Below are 24,712 nucleotides of genomic sequence, written 5' to 3' on the forward strand. Positions count from 1 at the left end.
TTCAGCGACCTATGCGAGGTTCTTTCAGCGCGACGGGGGCGACGATGTCGCGGACTTTGCTGACTTCATCCTGCTTGGATTTGAGGTATTCCAGCGCCACGCGTGCGGCGTTGCGTACGTGATCGACCGACGCCTGATGCGCGGCCAGCGGGTCGCCGCTCTTGATCGCTTCGACCATGAGCTCCATTTCCTTGTTGCTGGCACCGCGGCGGTTTTCCTGGGATACCGAGGTGGCGCGCAGGTAGCTGATGCGCGCCTGCAACTGGCGTAACTGGGTCGCGGCCACATGGTTGCCCGAGCCTTCCAGCAGTACATCGTAGAAACCCTGGACCGAGTCGATCACCTGCTGCAGTTCGCCTTCCTTGAGCGCCTGACGATTTTCCTCCAGGGCTTTTTCCAGTGCACGAATGTCCTTGGGTTTGGCCCGCAGGGTAAACAGCTGAACGATCAGGCCTTCGAGCACGCAGCGCAGCTCGTAGATATCGCACGCGTCAGCCAGCGTGATGATGGCAACACGCGGGCCCTTGGCATCGGCGAACTCGACCAGACCTTCGGATTCCAGGTGGCGCAGTGCCTCGCGTACCGAGGTGCGGCTCACACCGAGGCGGTCACACAGATCACGCTCGACCAGACGGTCACCCGGCAGCAGCTGAAAGTTCATGATTGCGCTGCGCAGCTTGTCCAGCACGATCTCGCGCAGCGTGACGGGGTTGCGGTTGACCTTGAAGGTGTCGTCGAGAGGCAGGCGTTTCATCGGGTGTGCTCGGAATGGGGCTGTCAAAGTAAAAACGTGACTGGAAATAAAGTCTCGCTCATGTCGGCAACCCGCACACTGCGCGGGCTGCTGCATGGCCCGGACGGATGAACCCGGGTCGTGGTCGAGTTTATCACGCCCATGCCTGCAACCACCAAAACCGCCCTGAGCCGCCTCAGACGATGGCTGGCAGTGCGCCCATCTTGCCCCGGTGATAAACCATCGGTGTGACCGGCGTCGCGGGCAGGATCAGGTTTTTCACCCGACCGACAATGATCGCGTGATCGCCGCCGTCGTATTCGCGCCACAGTTCACACTCGATGATCGCTGTGGAGTTGCCCAGCAGCGGGTTACCCAGCTCGCTCAACTGCCACTCGATGCCCTTGGTCTTGTCCTTGCCCTTGCTGGCAAACGCATAGGCTTCTGTCTGCTGATCGGCAGACAGCAGGTGAATCGCGAATTTCCTGCTGTCGCGCAACACCGGGTAAGTGTCCGATTCGTAGTTGGGGCAGAACAGCACCAGTGCCGGGTCGATGGACAGCGCGCTGAATGCGCTGGCAGTAATGCCGACCAGATTGCCCTCAGGGTCCAGGGTGGTGACGATGGTCACGCCCGAAGGGAATGACGCCATGACTTCTTTGTAAATACCGGGTTCTATCATCGCAGCGGCCTCGTTAACGCATGACAAATGGATCAGGCATGGGCGCCTGCGAAAGGTTGATCCACACCGTTTTCAGTTCGGTGTAGGCCAGCACGGAGTCTATCCCGCTCTCACGACCGTAGCCGCTATTTTTGAAACCACCGATAGGCGCCATGGCCGACACGGCTCGATACGTATTCACCCAGATGATACCTGAGCGAATATCCCGCGCCAGGCGGTGCGCGCGTCCCAGGTCGCGGGTCCAGATGCCGGCGGCGAGGCCGAACTGGGAGTCGTTGGCGATGGCCAGCGCTTCGGCTTCGTCCTTGAAACGAATCACCGAGGCCACCGGACCGAACACTTCTTCCTGCATGATCTTCATCGAATTGTGATCGCACTCGAACAGCGTAGGTTCATAGAACCAGCCTTTGCTGTCCAGCTCCGGTCGCTTGCCGCCCAGACGCAGGCGTGCACCTTCGGCCAGCGCGTCGGCTACCAGGCCTTCTACCACGGCCAGTTGCTGGGCGGTGGCCATCGGGCCCATTTCGGTGCCTTCATCCTGCGGATTGCCGATCCGGATCCGACTGGCGCGTTCGGCCAGGCGTTCCACGAATTCGTCGTAGATTTCGTCCTGCACCAGCAGTCGCGAGCCGGAAACACAGCTTTGCCCGGACGCCGCATAGATGCCGGCGACGGCGCCATTGATGGCGCTGTCCAGGTCGGCGTCGGCGAAGATGATGTTGGGTGATTTTCCCCCCAGCTCCAGTGACAGTTTGGCAAAGTTCTCCGCGCTGCTGCGCACCACATGTCGCGCAGTGGCCGCGCCACCGGTGAAGGCTATCTTGCGCACCAGCGGGTGCCGGGTGAGGGCTGCGCCAGTGGTCGGGCCGTAACCGGTGATGACGTTGACCACGCCAGGCGGAATGCCGGCTTCAAGTGCCAGACGCGCCAGTTCGAGCACGGTCGCCGAGGCGTGTTCCGAGGGTTTGAGGACGATGGTGTTGCCAGCAGCCAATGCCGGGGCCAGCTTGATGGCGGTGAGGTACAACGGGCTGTTCCAGGGGATGATCCCGGCCACCACGCCCATCGGTTCGTGCACGGTGTAGGCGAACAGGTCCGGCTTGTCGAGGGGCAGGGTGCCGCCTTCGAGTTTGTCAGCCAGCCCTGCGGTGTAATGAAAGAACTCCGGCAGGTAGCCGACCTGCCCGCGGGTCTCGCGAATCAGTTTGCCGTTGTCGCGGCTTTCCAGCTGCGACAGTTGCTCCTTGTTTTCGGCAATCAGGTCGCCCAGCTTACGCAACAGCTTGCCGCGTGCCGTGGCCGTCAAGCCGCGCCAGGCCTGACCCTCGAAGGCTTTCTGGGCGGCCTGAACGGCTCGTTCGACGTCGGCTGCGTCAGCATCCGGCAATTGCGCCCAGGGTTCGGCCAGCGCCGGGTCGAGGCTGTCGAAGGTCTTGCCGGACAACGCATCGACCCACTGACCGTCGATGCACATCTGAAAGCGGGTAAGGCTCATGCAACAATCCCCTTGATCGAATGGTGAGCGGACGCCGGTTTGTCGAGGCCGATCTTTTCGAAGAAACCGAGCAGCACCTGGTTGACCAGACGCGGCGATTCAACCGGCATCATATGGCGTTGATCGGGCAATATCGCGACCTCGGCACCGGGGATACGCGCGGCCAGTTCGCGGGCCATTTCCGGCGTCGATCCCGGGTCAAGTTCGCCCGTGGCGATCAACGTCGGTGCGCGAATATCGCCCAGATCATCGGCGCGGTACATATCCTGAGTGGCGAACAGCTTGTACGTGGTCAGGTAACCTTGCGGATCGTTGCTGGCCAGGTTGTGCCGAATGGCTGCAATCTGCGCCGGGCTGGCCGCCTGATACTCACGGCTGAACCAGCGCGAAAGCGCTTCGCCTGCGTTGGCGTCCGGGCCATGCTCGGCAGCCTGGCTGGTGCGCGCTATGACGCTGGCACGCTGTTCCGCGCTGCGATTGAAGACGCTGCTGAGCACTACCAGCCCCGACAGGTGCTGGGGGAACTCCAGCGCGAACGCACGCGCCACCAGGCCGCCCATGGAGAAACCGACGACCGCCGCCTGCGGCAACTGCAAATGTGTCAGCAGCTCGTGCAGTTGTTCGGCATAGCCCGGCAGGCCGGTGTCCGGATCGGGGCGCGGGCTGGCGCCGTGGCCGAGCATGTCGTAGGCGATGACCTGATAATGCGTGGCCAGCCCGACGATCTGGCCGCCCCACATTTCCTTGTTCAGGCCCACCCCGTGAATCAACACCACGGGGTGACCTTGGCCGGTAGCCAGATAGCTGGTACCCGCCGGGGTGTGTTCAGCGGTGAGCTGAATCATGGATCGCTCCTGCGCGGACGTTAAAGGGGATGGATCACTGGGCCTTTTCGGCGGCCAGCTCTTCCAGGTCGATATACCGATTGCCGATTCGCGGATGCAGGCGTCCGCCGTTGGCGGCGCCAAGGACTATGATGATTTCGTCGGCGCGGGGCGAATCTTCGATGTGCATTTCCAGGGTGATGTAGTGCGAGCGCAGCCCTTCATCGTCCTTGTGCATCATCGGAATCTGGATCGACGTACCTGGGCCGCCGCGTTTGTTGGTGAAGCTCAGGTAGCTCTTGGCCTGGACGGCCTCACGGTAATGATTGCCAAAGCGCAGGGTATGGATCACTGCCGAGGCGTGTTCGATTTCACCTTCTGCGCCGACCACTGCAGCCTTGCCGTAGGCCTCGATTTTTTCCGCACCGCCAATCGCATCGGTGAGGCGCTTGACCATCAGCTCGCCCAGTGCGGAGCAGTTGGCGCGGATCTCCGGTTTCAGGTCTTCGACGAAGCCACGGCCCAGCCAGGGGTTCTTGATCACCGCCGCCAGTCCGATCATGGTGACCGGTTTGTCGGTGGCTTTGCCGCCCTCGATAAAGGTTTCTTCGGTGTACGTGACGATCTTGCGAATTTCAAAGCTCATGAATGACTCCCGGAGCGAGTAATTTTGTATTTCGTCTGATGGTATACCATAAGATCGAGCATGCAAATCCTTTATTTGCGGCGGCTACCGGGCTTGTCGTTCATCTCATTTACCTCAATCCATACGCGCCCACAGCTCTAGCTCGCACTCATCGATGACCATTCGTCAGGTGTAAAGGCAATCGCTTTGAACAGGCGCCTTCTGGTTGTGACAGATATTCGGTGAGCCCTAAAAAGCCCTAACGAATTTTTTACTGAGGAGACTCCGAACATGAAAGCCATCGTCTATAGCGGTCCGCGTGACGTCAGTGTCAAAAACGTACCGGATGCGAAGATTCAGAAGCCGACAGATGCGCTTGTCCGAGTGACCTCCACGAATATCTGTGGCTCGGACCTGCACATGTACGAAGGCCGCACGTCGTTCGAGACCGGGCGCATTTTCGGCCATGAGAACCTCGGCCAGGTGATTGAAGTGGGCGCCGGCGTTGACCGCATCAAGGTGGGCGACTGGGTGTGCCTGCCGTTCAACATTGGCTGCGGCTTTTGCGAAAACTGTGAGAAGGGCCTGACCGGTTATTGCCTGACCGCCAACCCTGGCAGCGCTGGCGCGGCCTATGGTTTTGCCGATATGGGCGATCACGAAGGTGGCCAGGCCGAGTTGCTGCGCGTGCCGTATGCCGACTTCAACTGCCTGCTGTTGCCCGAAGATGCCGCCGAGCGTGAAGAAGATTACGTCATGCTCTCGGACATCTTTCCTACCGGCTGGCATGCCACCGAGCTGGCCGGGCTGCTGCCTGGCGAAAGCGTTGCCATCTACGGTGCCGGCCCGGTCGGTCTGATGGCTGCCCACTCGGCAATGATCAAGGGCGCCTCGCAGGTGTTCGTGGTCGACAACCATCCTGATCGTCTGGCCCTCGCGGCGAAGATGGGCGCGACGCCGATCAACTCGCTGGAGCAGGGCGCGGTGGATCAGATCCTCAATCTGACCGATGGCAAAGGCACCGACCGAGGCTGTGAGTGCGTCGGTTATCAGTGCTGCGACCGTCATGGTCACGAGGCCAATCACGTCACCATGAACAACCTCGTTGCCTCGACCAAGGCGACTGGCGGAATCGGTGTCGTGGGCGTTTTCGTGCCGCAGGATCCGGGCGCCAAAAGCGACCTCGCCAAGGAAGGCAAGATGGCCTTCGACTTTGGCTCGTTCTGGTTCAAGGGCCAGCAGATCCGTACCGGTCAGGCCAACGTCAAGGCTTACAACCGTCGCCTCGCCGAGCTGATCCACCACGGTCGCGCCAAGCCGTCGCAGATCATTTCCCATCGCCTGAAGCTTGAAGAGGGCCCTGACGCCTACAAGCACTTCGATGCGCGTGATGAAGGCTGGACCAAGGTAGTGCTCAAGCCAGGTGCGTGATAGCCGCGTTTGACCAGCCCTTTGGTTGAAAGCCCTTGTCCTATCCGCCACAGGCGATCGGCAAGGGCTTCAGCACTTCAGTCAGAACTTTTATTCAGCGAGATTTATTCAGATGAACGAAGAATACCCAAAGCCGCCATTTGCCAGTCAGCCACAGGAAGTTCCAGGCATGCAGGGCAAGATGGACCCCTATCCCGATTGCGGTGAAAAGAGCTACAAGGGCTCCGGACGTCTGCAGGGCAAGATCGCTCTGATCACCGGCGCTGACAGCGGCATCGGCCGCGCAGTGGCGATTGCCTTTGCACGGGAAGGCGCGCAGGTCGCGATCTCCTACTTGAACGAGCATGAGGACGCGCAAGAAACCAAGCGCTGGGTCGAAGAGGCGGGCCGCAAATGCCTGCTGTTGCCGGGCGACCTGGCACAGAAGCAGCAATGCGAAGACATCGTGAGCAAGACCGTTGCAGAGTTTGGTCGCATCGATGTGCTGGTCAACAACGCTGCGTTCCAGATGACGCATGAAACGCTGGACGAAATCTCCGACGAAGAGTGGGTCAAGACCTTCGATATCAACATCACCGCGATGTTTCGCATCTGCAAGGCTGCGGTTCCGCATATGCCACGGGGCGGCTCGATCATCAATACCAGTTCGGTGAATTCGGACATGCCCAAGCCGACGCTGCTGGCCTACGCGACCACCAAGGGCGCGATTGCCAACTTCACCGGTGGCCTGGCGCAGTTGCTGGGCGAGAAGGGCATCCGTGTGAACAGCGTGGCACCCGGCCCGATCTGGACGCCGCTGATCCCGGCGACCATGACCGATGAAGACGTGAAAAGCTTCGGCAGCGAGACACCGCTGGGACGCCCGGGGCAGCCGGTGGAAGTTTCGCCGATCTATGTGCTGCTGGCCTCGGACGAAGCCAGTTACATTTCCGGCTCGCGCTATGCAGTGACGGGCGGCAAGCCGATTCTGTAATTACCCCGACAACGCCTTTTTTGTTGAAACGGTGCCCAGACAGGCACCGTTTTTTCAGGCGTCAATGGCACTCTGTATCTGCACTAGCGGGTACTGCCATTGATCACCTAATTTCCAGGCTGATTCATCCGTGTTTGTGCATATCGGACAGGCTGGCCGGTCGCCATGACCAGCGACGAAAGCGTGTCGGCATTCATCTGCAATAATAAAGTCCGGGTCGTTGTGTTGCTCAAGAACTCTTGTTTTCGCTGTGCCGGGGTGCGCGCATTCTTGGTCAACGCCTGCATAGCGGCTATATAGTCGGCAGGATCAAATTGTTCTTCGTCGGGGCCATGCTGCGAGATTTCTCTTAATGACATTCGGATCTCGCTGGACCACGCCTCGACCTGTGCAGCATCCGCTCCGTCGACGAGGAGCTTGCCAGCATCCGTCAGATAATAAAACGCATCCATCGTATTCAGTTGGACATGGGAGGCCTCATGAATAATGGATCGTGCAACTTCCAGCGCATCGTAGTTGGCAAGCAGGGAGGCCGACACCCCAATCCGTGCGACCGATTCCTGAAACTCGCCTTGAAAACGAGTCGATGCGAGAATGTTTTCGGGTCCATTAAAAAGAAACAGCGTCAGATCGGATTCTGGACTGCCGATGCCCTCAATGAGCTCCTGCATCTGCCGTAAGGAATCCTCCACGTCGATACTCGTAGCGGCGCGAGCGCTGGGGGCCAGCGCCCCAAAGGTTGCGTCGAATGCCTCCTTTACGTCTTCACTTGGTGATGCTTTTAACAGCTCGGAACGCGTGAACGTCAATAACGAAACGGCAACATCCCTGGCGGCAAATATTTTAAATTGCTGCTCAGGCTTGAACTCGGAAAGGTCGTCTGCGACGACTGTAAGGGGAACGTCGTGGGGAGCAGCCCCTTGTTGATCAGCAAACCGCAAAGGCGAATTCCTGACAAAACGATATAGATTCATCCCGTCCACTGTGCCCGCCGGATCCGGATTGATCCATCGCTGCAACCATGGCGCGTAATAGCGCAAGCCGTAGTAGTACAGCCCTGTTGCATCGCGTTCCTTGCCAGAATATCGAATGGTTTTATAGCTGGCTTCAATCGTACTGCGCCCTGCCCACCACGAGGTACCACCAAACGGGTAGTAACTTTCCTGGCTGATGATGTGCGCGTTTTTATCCAGCTCCAGGGTGCCGGACCCCAGATGATCGGCGAAGCTGTAGCGAACCTGATCGTTTTCAAGTCCTTCGGGTTGACCCGCCTGCCAGTGCAACACCCGTACCTGGTTGCGCCCGGCCTGGGTGACGATAACGTGCAAAGTCTCGGCTGTGGCGCTGTTGCTGTGCAGCTCCAGGCCTGGTAAATAGCGCACTTCGGCACTGTGCACGACGGCTTTCGCCCTGGTCGTGTGGACTTTGCGCAGGCGTTGCCCACTGGCGTCGTAGACATAGCGCTCTCTGTCGTCGTCACCCGCTGCCCGGACCACCGGCCGCACTTGCTGCAACTGATTACGCCAGTCCCAGCTCATCGCTTGCCCGGCTTGCAACTTATTCAGATTGCCATTGGCGTCGAACGCGGCAGCGATGGCTGCTTCATCTGGCGGTTGATCGTTGATGACCGGCAGGCTGCGATTGCTGGTTTGCGAAGTGACCAGAGTGCGCGAGTGAGACTGGGTGCCAGTGTGAGTCAGTTGCAGCAGATTGCCGCTCGCATCATAACGATAGGTTTGCCTGTAATTGGCTAGCTGCGTCGGGTCGGGGGAAACCTGGAATGATGGAAAAACCGGGCCTTTATTGAGTTTCGCGGACTCCGTGCCCGTAGCCTGGATCAACTGATACAGCGTGTCGTATTGATAAGTCGACACCGGTTCAAGGCGCTGATTGCGATAGTACCGCGTCGGCTGAGCGCGATCTTCAATACGCAGGACATTGCCCACCGGGTCGTAGTCATACAGCAGATGTTGCAGCAGTTGGCCATCTGCTCGTGTGCCTTTGAGTTCAATCAGACGGCCATTTGCGGCGTCATGCAACGCCTTGGTCATAACACCGTTGCCAGCCGTTTCCGAGGTTACGTGGCCTTGAGCGTCGTAATCGATCCTGTGAATCAGAATTCGCTCTGTCTGCCCGGGGAGGCTGAGTGAAATGGCCTCGATATGACCTGCCACACTATGGGCAAAGGTCTGGACGTTACGCTGGGCGTCCGTCTGCGAGATGACATCGCCAGGCGGACTGCGTGCCCAGCGCGTAGTTGCGCCTGGACCAGATTCGAGCAAGGCGTCACGTTCTGTCAGCGGTTCTGGCCAGTCGACATTTTCGGGATTGAAGAGAAAATGCCGCGTCTGTTCAAGCACGCCACCCGCCAGGGCGAACTCGTCATCCATTCGCGAACCAGCCGGGTCATCATGGCGTATACATTGGCCGCACTGGTTATGGCCCTTGGTATCCGGCCCGCCGTATTGCCGCCGCTCGACGCAGCGTCCGTTTTCAATGATGGCAACGGGTCTGAGCAGGGCGTCATACTGCACGCTCCGCTCAGTCCCACGGCCATCCCAGCCAGCCACGACCGCGCCGCTGTCACCGGCCAGCATCAGCCGCCAACCGGCATCGACACTGTCGCTGAGAAGCGCCTGACCACTCAGGGAAAACACAGTGGCAAGATTGACCGCAGCCTGGCTTTCCCAGAGCCTTGCATCCCAGCAGCTGACCGGATGCCCGGCAGCGTCATGAGCTGCGCGGTTTACCAGTCGTTCCGGCGTGTCGATTAACGGGTTGCGCCGAAAATCAATCGCGCGAATCTCCAGACCGCGTGGATCAATGACAGTCAGGCGGGGCGTATGATGATGCAGTGCGGCAGACTGTGCGTTCATGATCCCGTCATCCCTGACTGGTGGCTCGAATCCAGGCTGTGTAAGTTAAATATTGTCGTAAGTGCAGCATAGCGCAGGCCAATGAGACCATTGCCCCAACGTATTGCGAACTTGTCTAAGCGCGTGACGATGCGTCGGAAAGTCGACGAGCCGTAGCGCTTGGTATTTTTGCCGATGGCCGGTGCTGATCAGCGAGTCTGATCCATCGGCCACACCGTTTCTTTGAGCGACTTATGGAGAAAGTGTTTATGTATCCAGACGTACAGCTTTATATCGATGGTCAGTGGCGCGCCAGTCGCGACAACCGCACGCTGTCAGTCATCAACCCGGCGACGGGCGAGGCGCTGGGCACTGTGGCGCATGCCGGTATCGCCGATCTTGATGAAGCCCTGGCGGCGGCCGAGCGTGGCTTTGCCACCTGGCGTGCGACCTCGGCTTATGATCGCTACAAGCTGATGCAGAAAGCTGCAAACCTGGTTCGCGAGCGTGCGGACAGCATTGCCCGAATCATGACGCAGGAGCAGGGCAAGCCTCTGGCCGAAGCGCGCATGGAAACCTTGTCGGCGGCGGACATCATCGACTGGCTGGCCGAAGAGGGGCGTCGCAGTTATGGCCGTCTCGTGCCATCGCGTAACGTGTCCATCGAGCAGAAGGTCATCAAGGAACCGGTCGGTCCGGTTGCTGCGTTCACGCCGTGGAATTTCCCGATCAACCAGGTGGTGCGCAAGTTGTCCTCGGCGCTGGCTGCGGGCTGCTCGATCATCGTCAAGGCCCCGGAAGAGACGCCGGCGTCGCCTGCCGAGCTTATCCGCGCATTCGCCGATGCGGGCGTTCCAGCGGGCGTCATCGGGCTGGTGTACGGCGACCCTGCAGAAATCTCCGGTTACCTGATCCCGCATCCGGTCATTCGCAAGGTCACGTTCACCGGCTCCACGCCGGTCGGCAAGCAGCTGGCCGCATTGGCTGGCAAGCACATGAAACGGGCGACCATGGAGCTGGGCGGCCATGCACCGGCGTTGGTGTTCGATGATGCGGATATCGATCTCGCCGCTCGCGTGCTGGCCACCGCCAAGTTCCGTAACGCCGGGCAGGTCTGTGTATCGCCGACGCGAATTCTGGTGCAGCGCAAGGTGCTGGATGCGTTCACCGAGAAATTCGTCGGGCTGACCCGTGAAATCAAGGTTGGCAACGGTCTGGAGGCGGGCACTACCATGGGCCCGGTGGCCAATGATCGACGTATTCCTGCGCTGGTCGATCTGATCGATGACGCGGTGCGCGGTGGTGCGACGCTGTCTGCGGGTGGCAAGGCTGGCGAAGGACCGGGCTATTTCTTCGAGCCGACGGTGTTGAGTGGCCTCAAGCCGCACATGCGCATCATGAATGAGGAGCCTTTCGGCCCTGTTGCGCTGCTGGTGCCGTTCGACACACTAGAGGAGGCGATCGCCGAGTCCAACCGCGTGCCGTTCGGGCTGGCATCCTATGCCTTCACCACGTCGATGAAGACTGCTCAGGCGCTGAGCACCTATATCGAAGCGGGCATGCTGTCGATCAACCATCAGGGCATCGGCTTGCCGGAAGTGCCGTTTGGCGGGATCAAGGATTCCGGTTACGGTTCCGAAGGTGGCACCGAAGCCATTGAGGCTTACCTGAATACCAAGCTGGTCACTCAATACAACTGAGCGTTGCTCGGGTAAATAAAAACGGTCGCGATGTGCAAGCATCGCGACCGTTTTTCGTTGCCTGTGTGACTCAGTCTCTGGCTTGAATACCGGTCTGTCTCATGACCAGATTCTTTTCCTTCTTGTACTGCAGGGCCACTTCGGGGGCCGGGCCGCTCTGGCCGGTCTCCATCCATTTGCGTATGCGGCTGGCATCGGCGAAGTGCGTGTATTTGCCGAACGCATCGAGAATCACCACTGAAACCGGGCGGTTGGCCATGCTGGTCAGCAGCACCAGGCAGTGACCGGCCTGATTGGTAAAGCCGGTCTTGGTCAGCTTGATGTCCCAGTTGTCCTTGCGCACCAGATGATCAGTGTTGCTGAAACCGAGGGTGTAGGTCGGTTTGCGGAACGTCACAGTCTTCTGCTCGGTGGTGCTCAGTTCACTGAGCAGCGGGTATTTGCGCGCCGCCATCACCAGCTTGGTGAGGTCGCGTGCGGTCGACACGTTGTACACCGACAGGCCAGTGGGTTCGACGTAGGCCGTGTGTTTCATGCCCAGCGCCTTGGCCTTGGCGTTCATCGCCAGAATGAACGCCGGATAGCCACCCGGATAGCTGTGCGCCAGGCTGGCCGCCGCGCGGTTTTCCGAGGACATCAGGGTGATCAGCAGCATGTCCCGGCGGTTCATTTCACTGCCGAGTTTAACGCGGGAGAAAACACCTTTCATTTCCGGTGTCTGGGAAATGTTCACCGGAATGACTTCGTCCATCGGCTGCTTGGCATCCAGCACGACCATCGCGGTCATCAGCTTGGTGACCGAGGCAATCGGCACGATCACATCCGGGTTGCTGGAATACAGCACCTTGTCGGTCTGCAGGTCGATGACCATTGCGCTGCCCGAGGCAAGGTGCAGGTTGGAAGGATCACGGCTCAGGACGGCAGGTTCGTTTGCCAGCGTAGGGGTAGAAAGCATGGGGCCGGTAAGTACAAATAATAGGCCCAAAAGAGACAGACGGATTTTCAAGAGCAAGGCTCACTCGATAAAAGGTGGTAAATGGAAGGGATCGCGTCAAAACGCTGCATTTTATGAGCAGACTTTGCCGTATGTCGATGGGCTGGGGTGGGCGTTTGCGCAATAAATGACGCAATCGGTCGTTCATTAAGTTGCCGTTAAGTCGCTTTCTGCTCTGCAACCTGCCAAAAACCGCCTCTCAATTGAATATTCGTGGTGCGCAAGGCCCGCACCGATTAGCATTCCATGCCATTCAGGTCACCGATTCAGGAGTCATGCAATGCTCAAGGGGTTTGTCAGCAAGGATTACGCAGTTCTGGTGATCATCGCGTCATTGATTGTCATTCTGCTGCTGGGGGTCGGCTTTACCTCACGTCCAAGTGACTGGGCGGGCTGGATGCAGGCGATCGGTCTGATTGTCGGGCTGATGGCCGCCGTCGCAGTACCGGGCATCCAGCGCAAGCAGGAAGCGGAACTGGCGCACAAGCAGCTACGTGACCGGGAAGTGGGCTACGCGCGGCGCATGCAGTACCTGTGCGGCGAGCTGAGCGAACTGCAGGGCCGTATCAGCCTCAACCTGACCCATCTGCGCGCCAGTGACCGGCATAGCCTGAAATACACTTTGCAGGATTACCTGCATCGCCTGTTCGAGTCGCATAAACATGACCTGAACGATGACCGTGTGGTGCTGGCTTACGAATTGCGTCAGGTTGCCAATGACCTGATCGATGAACTCGACAGTGGCCGTACCGATCGCGTGGTGTTCATGGCGCTGGAGAAACGCCTGCAGAAACTGGCCCATCGCTGTCAGGTCAACGCGGCCATGGCCGAGCGCGGCTGAGCCTCGTTACCGGCTTTTTCCGTGGCAAAAAAAGCCCGCCTTCAAAGAGGCGGGCAAGGGATGTGCGGAGCAACGCACGAGGTTTGCAGAAGAAGTCAGCTGTTGAGGGGCTGGCACTGCATTTGCCGCGACAGGGCCTCTGCAACAGGCAATGACGCAAACGGGCCGCTGACGGGTTCGCCATCCTGAATCAGGTACCAGCAGGCCAACAGGCCGCGCTCTCTGAGCGGGGCTGGAACTGCGCTACCGACGACGGACATGATGTGTACCTTGGTCATACGTGCCTCCTCAATCCATGGCGCTACTGTAGAGGGCGAGCGGGCAAGTCAGAAATCGACGCTCTCAATAGTGGTCATTGATAACAACGAGGGTTGGGCGCATTGCATTGGCCGCCGATAGTGTGAGCACACCAATGAAAAACCCGCCTGAAAAGGCGGGTTTTTTGTTCTGTTACCAGCGACCGCGTGGCGGGCCGTAGTAATAGCCGGGGCCTGGAGGCGGGCCATAACGATGGTAGTAGCCTGGCGGTGGCGGTGGCGGGTAGCGCTCGACCACCTGATAAACCGGGGCCGGCTGGTAGTAGACAGGCGGCGGCGCGTAGTAGACCGGCTGCTGCTGTACATAAACCGGCTCGCGCTCGACGTACACCGTCCTGTCGCGGCCTGAAGATACCGCCGCCCCGACAACGGCAGCGCCTACGATAGCACCTACCACGGCAGGGCCACCCCAGCCACGGTCAGCATTCGCCTGGCCAGCAAGGGCCAGGGCACCTACAAACAAGGCGATCTTGGGGATTTGACGAATCATGACTGTTCCTCGCTCTCAACCCGTTGTCGCGCGCCTGCATCACTCTCAAGCACTGCCACGGGATAACACTATGACACCGAAATTGTAAGAATCTGCGAAAGTGCTGAGTAAATTTTATGTAAGGTGTGCCGCGTATGTCCTCGCGCTCACTGGTGCGTAGCATACGCTTCTATCGAAGATTCAAGCCATTACCGTCTGGAGGAAACACCCGATGTCCGTCACTGCTAACAGGGAGACATTATTGTGCATGTCCATGGCCGCCCGTCCCGGCAACTTTGGTGTGCGTTTCCATAATCATCTTTACCAGCAGTTAGGCTTGAACTTCTATTACAAGACCTTCGCCCCCAATGACCTTGCCGCCGCCGTGGCCGGCATACGCTCGCTGGGGATTCGTGGCAGCGCAGTTTCGATGCCCTTCAAGGAGGCCTGCATCGAACTGGTCGACGAACTGGACGCCTCGGCTGCCGCTATCCAGTCGATCAATACCATCGTCAACACCGACGGGCATCTGAAGGCGTTCAACACCGATTACATCGCCGTCGCTCAACTGATGGAGAGCCATGCGGTGCCGCGCAGCGCGTTTGCCCTGCGTGGAAGCGGGGGGATGGCCAAGGCAGTGGCGTTCGCGCTGCGCGATGCGGGTTTCACCGAGGGGCTGATCGTGGCCCGCAACGAGCAGGCCGGCCGGCGTCTGGCAGAGGCGTGCGGCTTTCGCTGGCAAGCGGAGCTGGGCAGTGCGCGACCCCCCTTGCTGGTCAACGTCACTCCGTTAGGCATGCAGGGCGCGCAAGCTGACGAACTGTCGTTTGACCTGCAAGCCATCGACGCTGCTGAAACAGTTTTCGATGTGGTGGCTACCCCCGCCGACACGCCGCTGATCCAGGCTGCACGTCGTTTGGGCAAGCGTGTGGTGAGTGGTGATGAAGTGGCGGCGATCCAGGCACTGGAGCAGTTTGTGCTCTATACCGGCGTGCGCCCGACCGACGAGCAGTATCAGCAGGCTGCAGCCTTCGCAAGAGCCGGCTAGTCGTCAGGTCGTCAGGTCGGGCAGGGCGCGTTCCAGTCTGGCCAGGCGTTCTTCAAGGGCCGCGACCCGTGCCTCCAGTTCATCGATACGCGAGTTGGCCGCCGGGCTTGCAGAATGTCGCTCCGGTGCCTGTTGGCGAGCGGCAAGCAGTTCCTGCAGCGATTCCGGGTCACCGAGCAGATGCATGTAACGGTCTTCGCGCTGGCCCGACTGGCGCGGCACGAGCATCGCCAGGCCTCTGGCGATCAGGCGTTCCAGCTGGTGGACGACCTGCTCGCTGTCCTCGAAATCATGCATGCGGTTACTGCGGGTCAGCAGCTCGTTGACGGTCTGCGGCCCGCGCAGCAGCAACAGGCCAGTGAGTATCACCTGCGCCGGGACCAACTCCAGCCCCTTGTCGACCCTGTGCTCCCAGCGATCGGCGCGACTGCCCATGACCAGCCGCGTCAGACCGCGGCCTTCCAGGGCGCGCAGGCTCTGGCCGACCTGACCCTGGGTGAGGTTCATGACCGGGTCACGACTGGTCTTCTGGTTGCAGGCCGTCACCAGTGCATTGAGGGTCAGCGGGTAGGTTTCCGGGTTGGTCGCCTGTTTCTCGATCAGGCAGCCCAGAATGCGCACTTCAGTGCCGTTGAGTTGTAACGCCTCGGTATTCGGGGAGGATTCGGTGGAGGACGATTCGATGGACATGACGCTTCCCTGAGTGATGGCGGTGGATCAGCGTAGGGCGTGGCGGACATTATTGCCAGCGTCTGCTGCACGGATCTGCAGGGGCGCTGAAAAGTGTCACGGCGTTTGGCGTCGTGTGGGTCTATAATTGCGCCTTTCTCAATCAGGATATGTCATGTCTATTTCCCTGTACGCCGCTTCCATTCCTGTCTTTCAGCAAATGCTCAACGCGCTGAGCGACGTTCTGACCAAAGCCGAAGCTTACGCGACCGAGAAGAAAATACAGCCACCAGCCCTGCTGCAGGCGCGTCTGTTCCCGGACATGCTGCCGTTTACCCGTCAGGTGCAGATCGCTGTCGATTTTGCCAAGGGTGCGTCGGCGCGTCTGGCAGGCGTCGAGATCCCGCAGTACGATGACACCGAAACCACCTTTGCCGAGTTGCAGGCACTGCTTGCCAGGACACTCGCGTTCATCGGCAGCATCACTCCTGATCAGGTCGACGGCAAGGAAGGCATCGAAATCGTCCTGCGCCCCGGCACTGAAAAGGAAAAACGCCTGAACGGTCAGGCCTATCTGCTCAGCTACGCCTTGCCGCAGTTCTTCTTTCACGTCACGACTGCCTACGATCTGCTGCGCCATAACGGCGTTGAAATCGGCAAGCGCGATTTTATGGGCAAGTTCTAAACAGTGCGGGGCTGAGACCTGGTTGATGGTCTCGGCCCCCGGCGTTATACACAAAGCCAACTGACTATCGTGCCAATGCTCTGCGTTGGCATGCATTGGGTGACGCTCCGCGTCACACATCTGCAGTCTTGCGCGGTATCAAGCGCAAAGGCGTCGCAGGCACTGCTTCACAAAATGCATGCCAGTGCGAAACATTGGCGTGACAGTCATCTTCAAGCTACTTTAATCCCCCTCCCGCAGGCCGCGCTGTTGCAGCGGGCTCTGTTGTTGTTCTGGAGTATTCATGTTGTTGCCCATCCTTCTGCTGTCAGCCGCCGGGTTTACCGTGCTGACCACAGAATTCGTCATCGTCGGTCTTTTGCCAGCGGTTGCCCGCGACCTGAATGTCACGGTCTCCCAGGCAGGTCTGCTGGTGACGCTGTTTGCGTTTACCGTCGCCGCCTTTGGTCCTTTTCTGACCGCCTATTTTTCGCGCTTCGAGCGCAAGCGCCTGTTTGTCAGCATCCTGGTGCTGTTCGGCTTTGCAAATGTCCTGGCGGCGCTGGCGCCCAATATCGCCGTGATGGGGATCGCCCGGCTGATTCCTGCGTTGGGGTTACCGGTGTTCTGGGCGCTGGCCAGCGAGACCGCCGTGGACATTGTCGGTCCGCAGTTCGCAGGCCGGGCAATTGCCAGGATCGGTTTCGGCATCGTTTGCGCCACGGTATTCGGCATTCCCATCGGCACCCTGATCTCCGATGCCTTCGGCTGGCGCACGGCCTTTCTGGTTCTGGCCGCTCTGGCGTTCGCCAAGGCACTGTTGCTGACGGTCTATCTGCCGAAGACGGCTGCCAGGCAGAACCCGGTATCGATCCTTAAGCAGTTCGGCATCTTGCGCAGCCGGATGATGCAGGGGCACGTGCTGCTCTCGGTGCTGGTGTTCAGCGGCATGTTCACGGCCTATACCTATCTGGCGGACATGCTCGAGCGTCTTGCCGGTTTCGACGGCGCTCTGGTGGGCTGGTGCCTGATGGGCTTTGGCGCTGTCGGCTTGCTGGGCAACTCGCTGGGCGGGCGCATGGTCGACCGCCATCCGTTGATTGCCAGCCTGGTGTTCTGCGCATTCATGGTCATCGGCATGGTCGCGGTGGTGCCGAGCATCCATTCGGTGGTGGCCTTGCCACTCGCGCTGGCCGTTTGGGGCATTACTCAGGCGGCCCTGTTCCTGGTCAGCCATGTACGGTTGATCAAGGCCGCGCCGCAAGCGCCTGCGTTCGCGGCGTCACTGAACATCGCTGGTGCCAACCTCGGCATTGGCATCGGCGCGGTGATCGGCGGCAGGGTCATTGATCACCTGGGGCTGGGCCACGTCGGTTTTGCCGCTGCGGGCATCATCGTGCTGGCGATTGTGCTGGCGCTGCTGTTGATCAAGCGTGATCCGGGTCCGCTCCCGGCTTAGCCAGCATCGGTAAACAGCTGATTCCGAGCACTTTCGGCAATGGCGACGACGCCGGGGTGCTTGACCTTGCGCTCCACGGTGATGGCGTAGAACGATTCGGTCACCGCATCAGTATGGCCAATCACTTGTACGCCATACTGGTTCTGCACTTCGTCGGCGATCACGCTGGGCGCCACGAACACGCCGCTGCCGGATTTGCCAAACGCCTTCATCAGTGCGCTGTCATCGAATTCGCCGATGATGCGTGGCTGAATGCCCTGTTCGGCAAACCAGCGCATCAGTCTGCCTCGAACCACGGTCTCCTGACCCGGAATCAGCAGCGGTGCTCCATGCATGCACTGCGGAAAATTTGTCCCGATACGCTCCGCCATTTCACGCGTGGCGAAAAAACTGACACCGCATTCTCCCAGCTTCTGGCTGTAGCCCTTGATGTCCAGGTGCGGCGGCATGGGGCTGTCGGAAATCACCAGGTCCAGACGCTGGATGGCCAGGTCTGCCAGCAGTCGTTCCAGCTTGTCCTCGCGACAGGTGATGCGAATGGACTCATCCAGCGTCATGGTCGGGGCAATCAGGCGGTAGACAATGGACTTGGGCACGACGTCGGCCACACCAATGCGCAACAGCAATTGCTGTTCATCCGGCTGTGAGCGCAACAGGTTTTCCAGGTCATTGCCCAACTGAAACATCTGTTCGGCATAGGGCAGGGCGAGGCGGCCTGCTTCGGTCATTTCCAGCTGCCGACCGACGCGCTGGAACAGATCGACCCCAAGCGACGCCTCGAGCAGGCTGATCTGCCCGCTGACAGTCTGCGCGGTCAGATTCAGCTGTTCGCAGGCGCGCACGATGCTGCCGGTCTTGGCCACGACCCAGAAGTAGTGGAGTTGGCGGTAATTGAGCATAATTTCAGCCGATTCGGTAAAACCGAAGTATACGACTTATAAAATCGAATTTTCCTTATGTTTCAAGATGTCTAGAATCCGCTCCAACGCCGGGCTGAACATGCCGCCCGGCTTCACAACCGAGGAGCCCATGAACAAAGCCCTTTACGCTGTATTACTGAGCGGTTCGCTGCTGGTAGTGGCAGGGTGCGATCAGCTAGAGTCTTCCACCAAGCATGTGGTGAACGCCGCAGCTGACAGTGCAAAACAGGTGGTCGATGACACCCATAAAGCTGCGACCCAGGCATTGGACGACGCCAGGCAGGAACTTTCGTTGCAGGAATCACCACCAAACTCGGCTGAAACCGAAAACACGTCTGATAAAGAAATCTGACTTATAACTATTGGCGCAGGCAGGGCAGTGATCTATGGAATACCTATTGGAACTCGCGACAAGTCCGGCAGCCTGGATCGCGCTGGCGACACTGGTGGTGATGGAAGTCGTACTGGGCATCGATAACCTGATTTTCATCTCGATTCTCACCAACAAGCTGCCTGAACATCAGCGCGAGAAGGCTCGCAAGCTGGGTATCGGCATGGCGCTGGTGATGCGCCTGGGTCTGCTCAGTACCGTTGCGTACATCGTGCAGCTGACAGAGCCGGTCTTCGAGGTATTCGGCCAGGCGTTCTCATGGAAGGACATGATCCTGATTGCCGGTGGCCTGTTTTTGGTGTGGAAGGCAACGACGGAAATTCACCACAGCATGGACATCAAGACCGAGGAGGAGAAAGCCCTGGGTTCGGTGGTGATGTTGAGCATGAGCGCGGCGATCGTACAGATCCTGATGCTGGACCTGGTGTTCTCCATCGACAGTATCATCACTGCCGTGGGCATGACCGAACACCTGCCGATCATGGTCATCGCGGTAATCTCTGCTGTCGTGGTGATGCTTGTTGCAGCCAACCCGCTGGCGAAATTCATCAACGACAACCCGACGGTGGTCATGCTGGCGCTGGGCTTCCTGATCATGATCGGTATGACACTGATCGCCGAAGGTTTCGGCGCCCATGTGCCCAAGGGTTACATCTACGCGGCCATGGCTTTCTCGGCAGCCGTTGAAGCCTTGAACATGCTGGTACGCAGGGCAAGACGCAAGAAAGCCGGTACCCAGGTGTCCACGCACTGATAACGGGCGAAGCGGTAAAAAAGGTCGGCCCTGGCAACAGGGTCGACCTTTTGCATTCAAGGTGCGGGCAAGTACGCTGAGGAGGGCAGATCAGCTAAGCGCTGCTCATACCCTGTAAATCAGTTTGCGGCGACAGCGGGGGCCTTGATGTGTTTTGCAAGTACAGCCGGTTGTACCGTACGCGGCTCGACGCTGCGCGGCTGATGATGGCGACGGGATATACGCATCACCCCCCACAGCATCGCGCTGGCGACGGCAAGCCACGAAGCGATCAGCATCACTATTGTCAATTCCAGGCTCATAAGTGCCTCCACATTCCTGCTTTTTGTTGCGGTCTTGATAATTGACAGTCTAGTACGGGGCATGTTTCGGTTAATTGACCAGTGGCATCGGGCTATGAATTATTTTCGCCACTCTGTTGGCCGAGGTGCCACGCGTGGCTATCCCCGGAACCCGGTCGGCTCTATCATCGGTGCTCAGGTCGGGTCGCGGGTTGCCCGACAACAGTTGAAGTGAGTGGACATGCTGTCGGTTTCTTTCTTTACCGGTACTTCCGGTGCACTGCGTTCATGGCTGATTGGGGCCATGCTGATTGGCCTTGCCGGTTGTTCATCGATGGTTACGCCGGAGATGAAGCGCCTTCCTGACCGGGTCGAGCTAACTTCGGTGCCGTTCTTCCGGGGTAATGCCTATCAAAGCGGGCCGATGGTGCTGGCAAGCATGCTGGCCAACCAGCAGGTGCAGACGACGCCTGGTTTGCTCGACAAGCCGCTGCAATTGCCGGGTGCCGAGGACCGGCTCGAGCAGAACATGCAGAAGGTCGCGCGTGAATACGGTTTCATGGTGTACCCGCTTGATGGCCAGTTGCAGGACCTGCTGACTCAGGTCTCGGCGGGCTATCCGGTGATGCTGCGTTTTGCCCAGGGCTCTGTACTGTGGAAAGGGCCACGTTATGCGGTGCTGATCGGTTACAACCGCATCAAGGAGACCGTGCTGCTCAACGCAGGCATGGACCGTCGCTATTCAATGAGTTTCAGCAGCTTTGCGTCGGCCTGGAAAGACGCGGGCAGTTGGGCGGTGCTGATCCAGTCGCCCCGGCAGTTGCCAGCCAACGTCGATGCGCAGCGCTGGTTGCAGGCGGCCGAAGCATTATCGACATCAGGACAGGACCAAGCGGCGGGCGAGGCGAAAAGAACGCTGGCACGCGGCGTTAAATGAACTCAACGCGGCAGGAACAAAAACGGCACCGAGAAGGTGCCGTTTTACGTTCAGCGAGCTTAGAAACCGAGTCGGTCACGCAGGCTGTAATACCACGCGCCCAGCGCAGTCAGCGGGGTGCGTAGCATCTGCCCGCCGGGGAACGGGTAATGAGGCAGGTCGGCGAATGCATCGAAGCGTTCGGCCTGCCCGCGCAGGGCTTCGGCCAGCACTTTGCCGGCCAGGTGCGTGTACGTCACGCCATGCCCGCTGCAACCCTGCGAGTAATAGATGTTGTCGCCCAGCCTGCCAACCTGCGGCAGGCGAGACAGGGTCAGCAGGAAATTGCCGGTCCACGCGTAGTCGATCTTCACGTCCTTGAGTTGTGGGAATGCCTTGAGCATCTTCGGGCGAATAATGGCTTCGATGTTGGCCGGATCTCGTGCGCCATACACCACGCCGCCACCGAATATCAGGCGTTTGTCGGCGCTGAGACGGTAGTAATCGAGCAGATAATTACAGTCCTCGACGCAGTAGTCCTGCGGCAAGAGTGTCTTGGCCAGTTCATCGCTCAACGGCTCGGTGGTGATCACCTGAGTGCCGCACGGCATCGACTTGGCCGCCAGCTCCGGGACCAGATTGCCCAGGTAGGCATTGCCGGCCACGATAATGAACTTGGCCCGGACCCTGCCTTGTGCCGTATGCACCACAGGGTTTGCCCCGCGCTCGATACGAATGGCCGCTGATTGCTCGTAGATGGTGCCACCCAGCGTCTCGACAGCGGCGGCTTCACCCAGCGCCAGGTTGAGTGGATGAATATGCCCACCGGTCATGTCCAGCAACCCGCCGATGTACTGATCACAGGCCACAACTTCATTGATCCGGCGCTTGTCCATCAACTCGAGTCCGGTATGCCCATAGCGCTCCCAGAGCCGCTGCTGGGCCTCGAGATGCGCCAGTTGCTTGCTGGTCAGCGCTGCGAATACACCACCATCTTTCAGGTCGCACTGAATGCCGTAACGGGAAACCCGATCCCGAATGATCGATGCGCCTTCGAAGGCCATCTGCCCGAGCAATTGCGCCTGGCGTGGCCCCACGGTTCGCTCGATGACATCGATGTCGCGGCTGTAGCTGTTGACGATCTGCCCGCCATTACGCCCCGATGCGCCAAACCCGACCTTCGCCGCTTCCAGCATAGTGACCCGAAATCCGTTTTCCAGCAGAAACAGAGCGCTGGACAAGCCTGTGTAACCGGCTCCGATGACACACACGTCAGTTTCGACTTCGCCCTGCAGCACGGGACGTTCCGGGGCAGCATTGGCTGAAGCCGCGTAATAGGACTGCGGGTAGGGCGTGTTTGCCATCCTGAGACTCCGTTTAATATTCTTGACGATGGCGGCAATCGTACCCGAGATGTAAAAGCTCTGCCAGCAGCAGGCAAAAAGAGCCGTTGCCTGTTGATTGGCAAAAAACGCTGTATTTCATAGGGTTAGCAAAAAAACAGATTGACAGGTATTCGCATATCCGTAGAATGCCGACCCACAGCAGGCACGTAGCTCAGTTGGTTAGAGCACCACCTTGACATGGTGGGGGTCGTTGGTTCGAGTCCAATCGCGCCTACCAGACAAAATCCGCTCTGCTGGGCGGTATCAAAAGGGTCAGCCGAGAGGCTGGTCCTTTTCGTTTCAGTGTCTTTTGCAGGTCTGATTTTTCAGGAGCTGAGGCACATGGGCTTCTAAAGGCTTAAATCATGGGCTTATAGGGCCATCTAAGGGTTTCAAGACCAGGGTCAGCGTACTATCTTCCTTAATACTGTAATATGCCAGCGAGCGTTTATCTTCTTCCAGTCCCTTACCTGCAAATATAAGCCGTTGTCTTGGTATAGAATTGCTCGTCTTGTCCTTTATCTTTTCGTGTATCTTGGCTTTAACATCACTGATCAAGTCGCTGCTTTCTACGTCTAGGTCAAATTTGTCGCCTAGTAATAGCTCTATGTGAATTATCATCTGGTTTGCCTGAATGGTTTTATGAGTATAAGGGGCTCGAACATAAATGTCTGCGTTGGACGTTCGAGGTGTTTGTACGTCATTCAGGTTAGAACTGCCTGGCGATGGGTGATACTAGTAAAGTTGCTAGGTAGGGTTTGGTAAGATCTTCAAGCGCAAAGTCGAGTGCGCAAGGGGGGAGCGTGGGTTCGAGTCCAATCGCGCCTACCACATAAAATCCGCTCTGCTGGGCGGTAACAAAGAGGTCAGCCGAGAGGCTGGCCCTTTTTTGTTTTGCTGTCAGTTGCCAATGATCGAGTAGACGCGCGTGTTGCGCAATCCTCCCTGAATGCTCATGCGATCATGTCTAAGCGTGCCTTCGTACTCAAATCCGACCCGCTCGGCGAGTCTCTGGCTCGCCAGGTTTCTTTCATCCATTGTCAGAAACACGCGATTAGCCATCAAGTTGTCCAGCGCATAGCTGACCAATGCTGCAACGCCCTCACTTATCAGGCCGGCGCCAAGGTATTGAGTTCTGCCCCAATAGCCTACTTCAAAGCTTCGCAACTGCCAGTTGGCATTATGCAAGCCGCTGCTTCCTACTAATGCGCCGTTGTTTTTCAGAAAGAGAAGAGCCCTGAGATCCTCATTCAGGAGGAACCGGGCGTAGGCATGGCGGCAGATCAGTTCGGACTGATCGATACCAGGAGTCGGCGTTGCCCAGGCTAACCATTTCTGCAAATGCTCGGCTGATTCTGCAACGGCCTGATTGAATACGATGCCGTCACCTGGCTTTGCAACGCGAATCAACAGGCGCTCTGTCTGGATTTCAGCAGGCAGTAGATTGGGTTCTGTCATCGACAATGCTCATGTGTCAGTACTTTGAGCCCTCTTTTGTATCGGCCTTGCACAGTTTCCAGTCAGGCGTCGGGGGTGGGCCCGGGATGTTTTGAATGATAATGACGATCCCGTCACTTCCTACCCTCGCATAGCGATTCGTGATAACAGCCCCGTCTGCGGAGGCTGATTTGCTTTCACTGTTGCTCTGAACCGAGCCTGAGCTGTTATCAGCCACCAGTGCAGACACTTCTTCGTCCATGATTTTTCTCCTGAGTAACGCATAATTCGACGCCTATGACGCTAGCAAGGCTATTGCAGCCGGATGATGAGTGATACTGGTAAATGTGCCAGGTGAGGTTTCGAAAGGTGCGTGAACCCACGAAGGCTGTTCGATCAGTGCTCTGGATGGACGGGCGGAATTTCTGATGTTGCGTGATCACTGGCAGGAGCCTTAAAAATTTCACGTATTCAGCGAGTTACTGCAAAAAAGCGTTTGACAGGCAATCGAATATCCGTAGAATGCCGACCCACAGCAGGCACGTAGCTCAGTTGGTTAGAGCACCACCTTGACATGGTGGGGGTCGTTGGTTCGAGTCCAATCGCGCCTACCAAACAAAATCCGCTCTGCTGGGCGGTCGAGAGGGGAATCCGAAAGGGTTCCCTTTTTTGTTGCCTTGAGAAAACGTTCACAATCTATAGGCATCGTTCACACACCGCAATGGGAATGTCTGTTCTCGTTCAAATCGTCGTTCAAATCGTCGTTCACACCTCATTCACAGTGGCATTCACACGAGTAAATGTGAACGACCATAGCTAACCTACTGATCTGTATGACTTGAACACCTT

26 protein-coding genes and 2 tRNA genes are annotated in these 24,712 nt (G+C 58.5%); 12 read left to right on the forward strand and 16 right to left on the reverse strand.

The annotated features are described in order from the left end of the window. Position 1: 1 nt before the first annotated feature. From AC54XV_RS12730 to AC54XV_RS12750, 5 genes are all read right to left on the reverse strand, one after another. On the reverse strand, positions 2 to 754 hold the full coding sequence (locus AC54XV_RS12730; RefSeq protein WP_003405525.1) for a GntR family transcriptional regulator: 753 nt from the start codon (positions 752 to 754) through the stop codon (positions 2 to 4). A gap of 175 nt (positions 755 to 929) precedes the next feature. Then, positions 930 to 1,415, reverse strand: a complete 486-nt coding sequence (locus AC54XV_RS12735) for a flavin reductase family protein (protein WP_024659726.1) — start codon at positions 1,413 to 1,415, stop codon at positions 930 to 932. 13 nt (positions 1,416 to 1,428) lie between these two features. Then, positions 1,429 to 2,910: an aldehyde dehydrogenase gene (locus AC54XV_RS12740; protein ID WP_024659727.1), complete on the reverse strand. Its 1,482-nt coding sequence runs from the start codon at positions 2,908 to 2,910 to the stop codon at positions 1,429 to 1,431. After that, complete coding sequence (locus tag AC54XV_RS12745) at positions 2,907 to 3,755, reverse strand: alpha/beta fold hydrolase (protein WP_024659728.1); 849 nt, start codon at positions 3,753 to 3,755, stop codon at positions 2,907 to 2,909. Before AC54XV_RS12745 ends, AC54XV_RS12740 begins: the two co-directional genes overlap by 4 nt. A 34-nt stretch (positions 3,756 to 3,789) precedes the next feature. Beyond that, on the reverse strand, positions 3,790 to 4,380 hold the full coding sequence (locus AC54XV_RS12750; protein ID WP_058398510.1) for an amino acid synthesis family protein: 591 nt from the start codon (positions 4,378 to 4,380) through the stop codon (positions 3,790 to 3,792). Positions 4,381 to 4,650: 270 nt separating this feature from the next. Here AC54XV_RS12750 and AC54XV_RS12755 point away from each other — a divergent pair, with 270 nt between their 5' ends. Together AC54XV_RS12755 and AC54XV_RS12760 are read left to right on the forward strand one after the other, a co-directional pair. After that, a complete protein-coding gene (locus AC54XV_RS12755) occupies positions 4,651 to 5,790 on the forward strand; it encodes a glutathione-independent formaldehyde dehydrogenase (RefSeq protein ID WP_003405501.1) in 1,140 nt (379 codons plus the stop codon). 112 nt (positions 5,791 to 5,902) lie between these two features. Further along, positions 5,903 to 6,763, forward strand: coding sequence for an SDR family oxidoreductase (locus tag AC54XV_RS12760; RefSeq protein ID WP_011267661.1), 861 nt, complete (start codon positions 5,903 to 5,905; stop codon positions 6,761 to 6,763). A gap of 107 nt (positions 6,764 to 6,870) precedes the next feature. On the opposite strand, the gene AC54XV_RS12765 is transcribed toward AC54XV_RS12760, so the two are convergent. Further along, positions 6,871 to 9,639, reverse strand: a complete 2,769-nt coding sequence (locus tag AC54XV_RS12765; RefSeq protein WP_496718802.1) for an RHS repeat domain-containing protein — start codon at positions 9,637 to 9,639, stop codon at positions 6,871 to 6,873. A 248-nt stretch (positions 9,640 to 9,887) separates the two neighbouring features. Here AC54XV_RS12765 and AC54XV_RS12770 point away from each other — a divergent pair, with 248 nt between their 5' ends. Next, a complete protein-coding gene (locus AC54XV_RS12770; RefSeq protein WP_024642542.1) occupies positions 9,888 to 11,318 on the forward strand; it encodes an NAD-dependent succinate-semialdehyde dehydrogenase in 1,431 nt (476 codons plus the stop codon). A 70-nt stretch (positions 11,319 to 11,388) separates the two neighbouring features. Here AC54XV_RS12770 and pbpG read toward each other — a convergent pair whose 3' ends face one another. Further along, positions 11,389 to 12,324, reverse strand: a complete 936-nt coding sequence (gene pbpG, locus AC54XV_RS12775) for a D-alanyl-D-alanine endopeptidase (RefSeq protein WP_032611021.1) — start codon at positions 12,322 to 12,324, stop codon at positions 11,389 to 11,391. 268 nt (positions 12,325 to 12,592) lie between these two features. Between pbpG and AC54XV_RS12780 the strand changes: the two genes are divergently transcribed. Then, a complete protein-coding gene (locus AC54XV_RS12780; protein WP_003405490.1) occupies positions 12,593 to 13,153 on the forward strand; it encodes a hypothetical protein in 561 nt (186 codons plus the stop codon). A 95-nt stretch (positions 13,154 to 13,248) separates the two neighbouring features. On the opposite strand, the gene AC54XV_RS12785 is transcribed toward AC54XV_RS12780, so the two are convergent. Together AC54XV_RS12785 and AC54XV_RS12790 are read right to left on the reverse strand one after the other, a co-directional pair. Then, complete coding sequence (locus tag AC54XV_RS12785; protein ID WP_003405489.1) at positions 13,249 to 13,431, reverse strand: hypothetical protein; 183 nt, start codon at positions 13,429 to 13,431, stop codon at positions 13,249 to 13,251. Positions 13,432 to 13,603: 172 nt separating this feature from the next. Next, positions 13,604 to 13,960, reverse strand: coding sequence for a hypothetical protein (locus AC54XV_RS12790; RefSeq protein WP_003410180.1), 357 nt, complete (start codon positions 13,958 to 13,960; stop codon positions 13,604 to 13,606). A 211-nt stretch (positions 13,961 to 14,171) separates the two neighbouring features. On the opposite strand from AC54XV_RS12790, the gene AC54XV_RS12795 reads away from it, so the two are divergent. Then, positions 14,172 to 14,987, forward strand: coding sequence for a shikimate 5-dehydrogenase (locus AC54XV_RS12795; protein ID WP_003369293.1), 816 nt, complete (start codon positions 14,172 to 14,174; stop codon positions 14,985 to 14,987). A 3-nt stretch (positions 14,988 to 14,990) separates the two neighbouring features. On the opposite strand, the gene AC54XV_RS12800 is transcribed toward AC54XV_RS12795, so the two are convergent. Further along, positions 14,991 to 15,677: a YceH family protein gene (locus tag AC54XV_RS12800; protein ID WP_032653617.1), complete on the reverse strand. Its 687-nt coding sequence runs from the start codon at positions 15,675 to 15,677 to the stop codon at positions 14,991 to 14,993. A gap of 154 nt (positions 15,678 to 15,831) precedes the next feature. Here AC54XV_RS12800 and AC54XV_RS12805 point away from each other — a divergent pair, with 154 nt between their 5' ends. Beyond that, positions 15,832 to 16,341 carry a DUF1993 domain-containing protein gene (locus AC54XV_RS12805; protein ID WP_003405482.1) on the forward strand — a complete coding sequence of 170 codons (510 nt, stop codon included), beginning with the start codon at positions 15,832 to 15,834 and terminating at the stop codon, positions 16,339 to 16,341. A 283-nt stretch (positions 16,342 to 16,624) separates the two neighbouring features. Further along, entirely contained in the window at positions 16,625 to 17,779 is a 1,155-nt protein-coding gene (locus AC54XV_RS12810) for an MFS transporter (protein WP_024660153.1), read from the forward strand. On the opposite strand, the gene nhaR is transcribed toward AC54XV_RS12810, so the two are convergent. Continuing rightward, positions 17,776 to 18,678: a transcriptional activator NhaR gene (gene nhaR, locus AC54XV_RS12815; RefSeq protein WP_003405479.1), complete on the reverse strand. Its 903-nt coding sequence runs from the start codon at positions 18,676 to 18,678 to the stop codon at positions 17,776 to 17,778. The genes AC54XV_RS12810 and nhaR overlap by 4 nt on opposite strands. Before the next feature lie 130 nt (positions 18,679 to 18,808). Here nhaR and AC54XV_RS12820 point away from each other — a divergent pair, with 130 nt between their 5' ends. Continuing rightward, the gene (locus AC54XV_RS12820; protein ID WP_003405475.1) at positions 18,809 to 19,051 is read left to right on the forward strand and encodes a hypothetical protein; all 243 of its coding nucleotides are present in this window, start codon (positions 18,809 to 18,811) and stop codon (positions 19,049 to 19,051) included. A gap of 34 nt (positions 19,052 to 19,085) precedes the next feature. Further along, a complete protein-coding gene (locus AC54XV_RS12825) occupies positions 19,086 to 19,844 on the forward strand; it encodes a TerC family protein (protein WP_011267668.1) in 759 nt (252 codons plus the stop codon). 119 nt (positions 19,845 to 19,963) lie between these two features. Here AC54XV_RS12825 and AC54XV_RS12830 read toward each other — a convergent pair whose 3' ends face one another. Further along, on the reverse strand, positions 19,964 to 20,146 hold the full coding sequence (locus tag AC54XV_RS12830) for a hypothetical protein (protein WP_024641991.1): 183 nt from the start codon (positions 20,144 to 20,146) through the stop codon (positions 19,964 to 19,966). A 220-nt stretch (positions 20,147 to 20,366) separates the two neighbouring features. On the opposite strand from AC54XV_RS12830, the gene AC54XV_RS12835 reads away from it, so the two are divergent. Beyond that, entirely contained in the window at positions 20,367 to 21,062 is a 696-nt protein-coding gene (locus tag AC54XV_RS12835) for a hypothetical protein (protein WP_024651460.1), read from the forward strand. Between the two features lie 59 nt (positions 21,063 to 21,121). On the opposite strand, the gene AC54XV_RS12840 is transcribed toward AC54XV_RS12835, so the two are convergent. Then, positions 21,122 to 22,405 (reverse strand): NAD(P)/FAD-dependent oxidoreductase, encoded by a 1,284-nt coding sequence (locus tag AC54XV_RS12840; protein WP_024651459.1) that lies wholly within the window; start codon positions 22,403 to 22,405, stop codon positions 21,122 to 21,124. Positions 22,406 to 22,587: 182 nt separating this feature from the next. On the opposite strand from AC54XV_RS12840, the gene AC54XV_RS12845 reads away from it, so the two are divergent. Next, positions 22,588 to 22,664 (forward strand) — tRNA-Val (locus tag AC54XV_RS12845). A 125-nt stretch (positions 22,665 to 22,789) separates the two neighbouring features. Here the strand turns inward: AC54XV_RS12845 and AC54XV_RS12850 are convergent. From AC54XV_RS12850 to AC54XV_RS12860, 3 genes are all read right to left on the reverse strand, one after another. Beyond that, on the reverse strand, positions 22,790 to 23,047 hold the full coding sequence (locus AC54XV_RS12850; protein ID WP_003398137.1) for a ubiquitin-like protein: 258 nt from the start codon (positions 23,045 to 23,047) through the stop codon (positions 22,790 to 22,792). 279 nt (positions 23,048 to 23,326) lie between these two features. After that, positions 23,327 to 23,884, reverse strand: a complete 558-nt coding sequence (locus AC54XV_RS12855; RefSeq protein ID WP_058398515.1) for a GNAT family N-acetyltransferase — start codon at positions 23,882 to 23,884, stop codon at positions 23,327 to 23,329. A 16-nt stretch (positions 23,885 to 23,900) separates the two neighbouring features. Next, complete coding sequence (locus AC54XV_RS12860) at positions 23,901 to 24,125, reverse strand: hypothetical protein (protein WP_058398516.1); 225 nt, start codon at positions 24,123 to 24,125, stop codon at positions 23,901 to 23,903. 275 nt (positions 24,126 to 24,400) lie between these two features. Between AC54XV_RS12860 and AC54XV_RS12865 the strand changes: the two genes are divergently transcribed. Beyond that, positions 24,401 to 24,477, forward strand: a tRNA-Val gene (locus tag AC54XV_RS12865). Positions 24,478 to 24,712: the final 235 nt, after the last annotated feature.

The organism is Pseudomonas fragariae (ex Marin et al. 2024) (genome assembly GCF_059621105.1).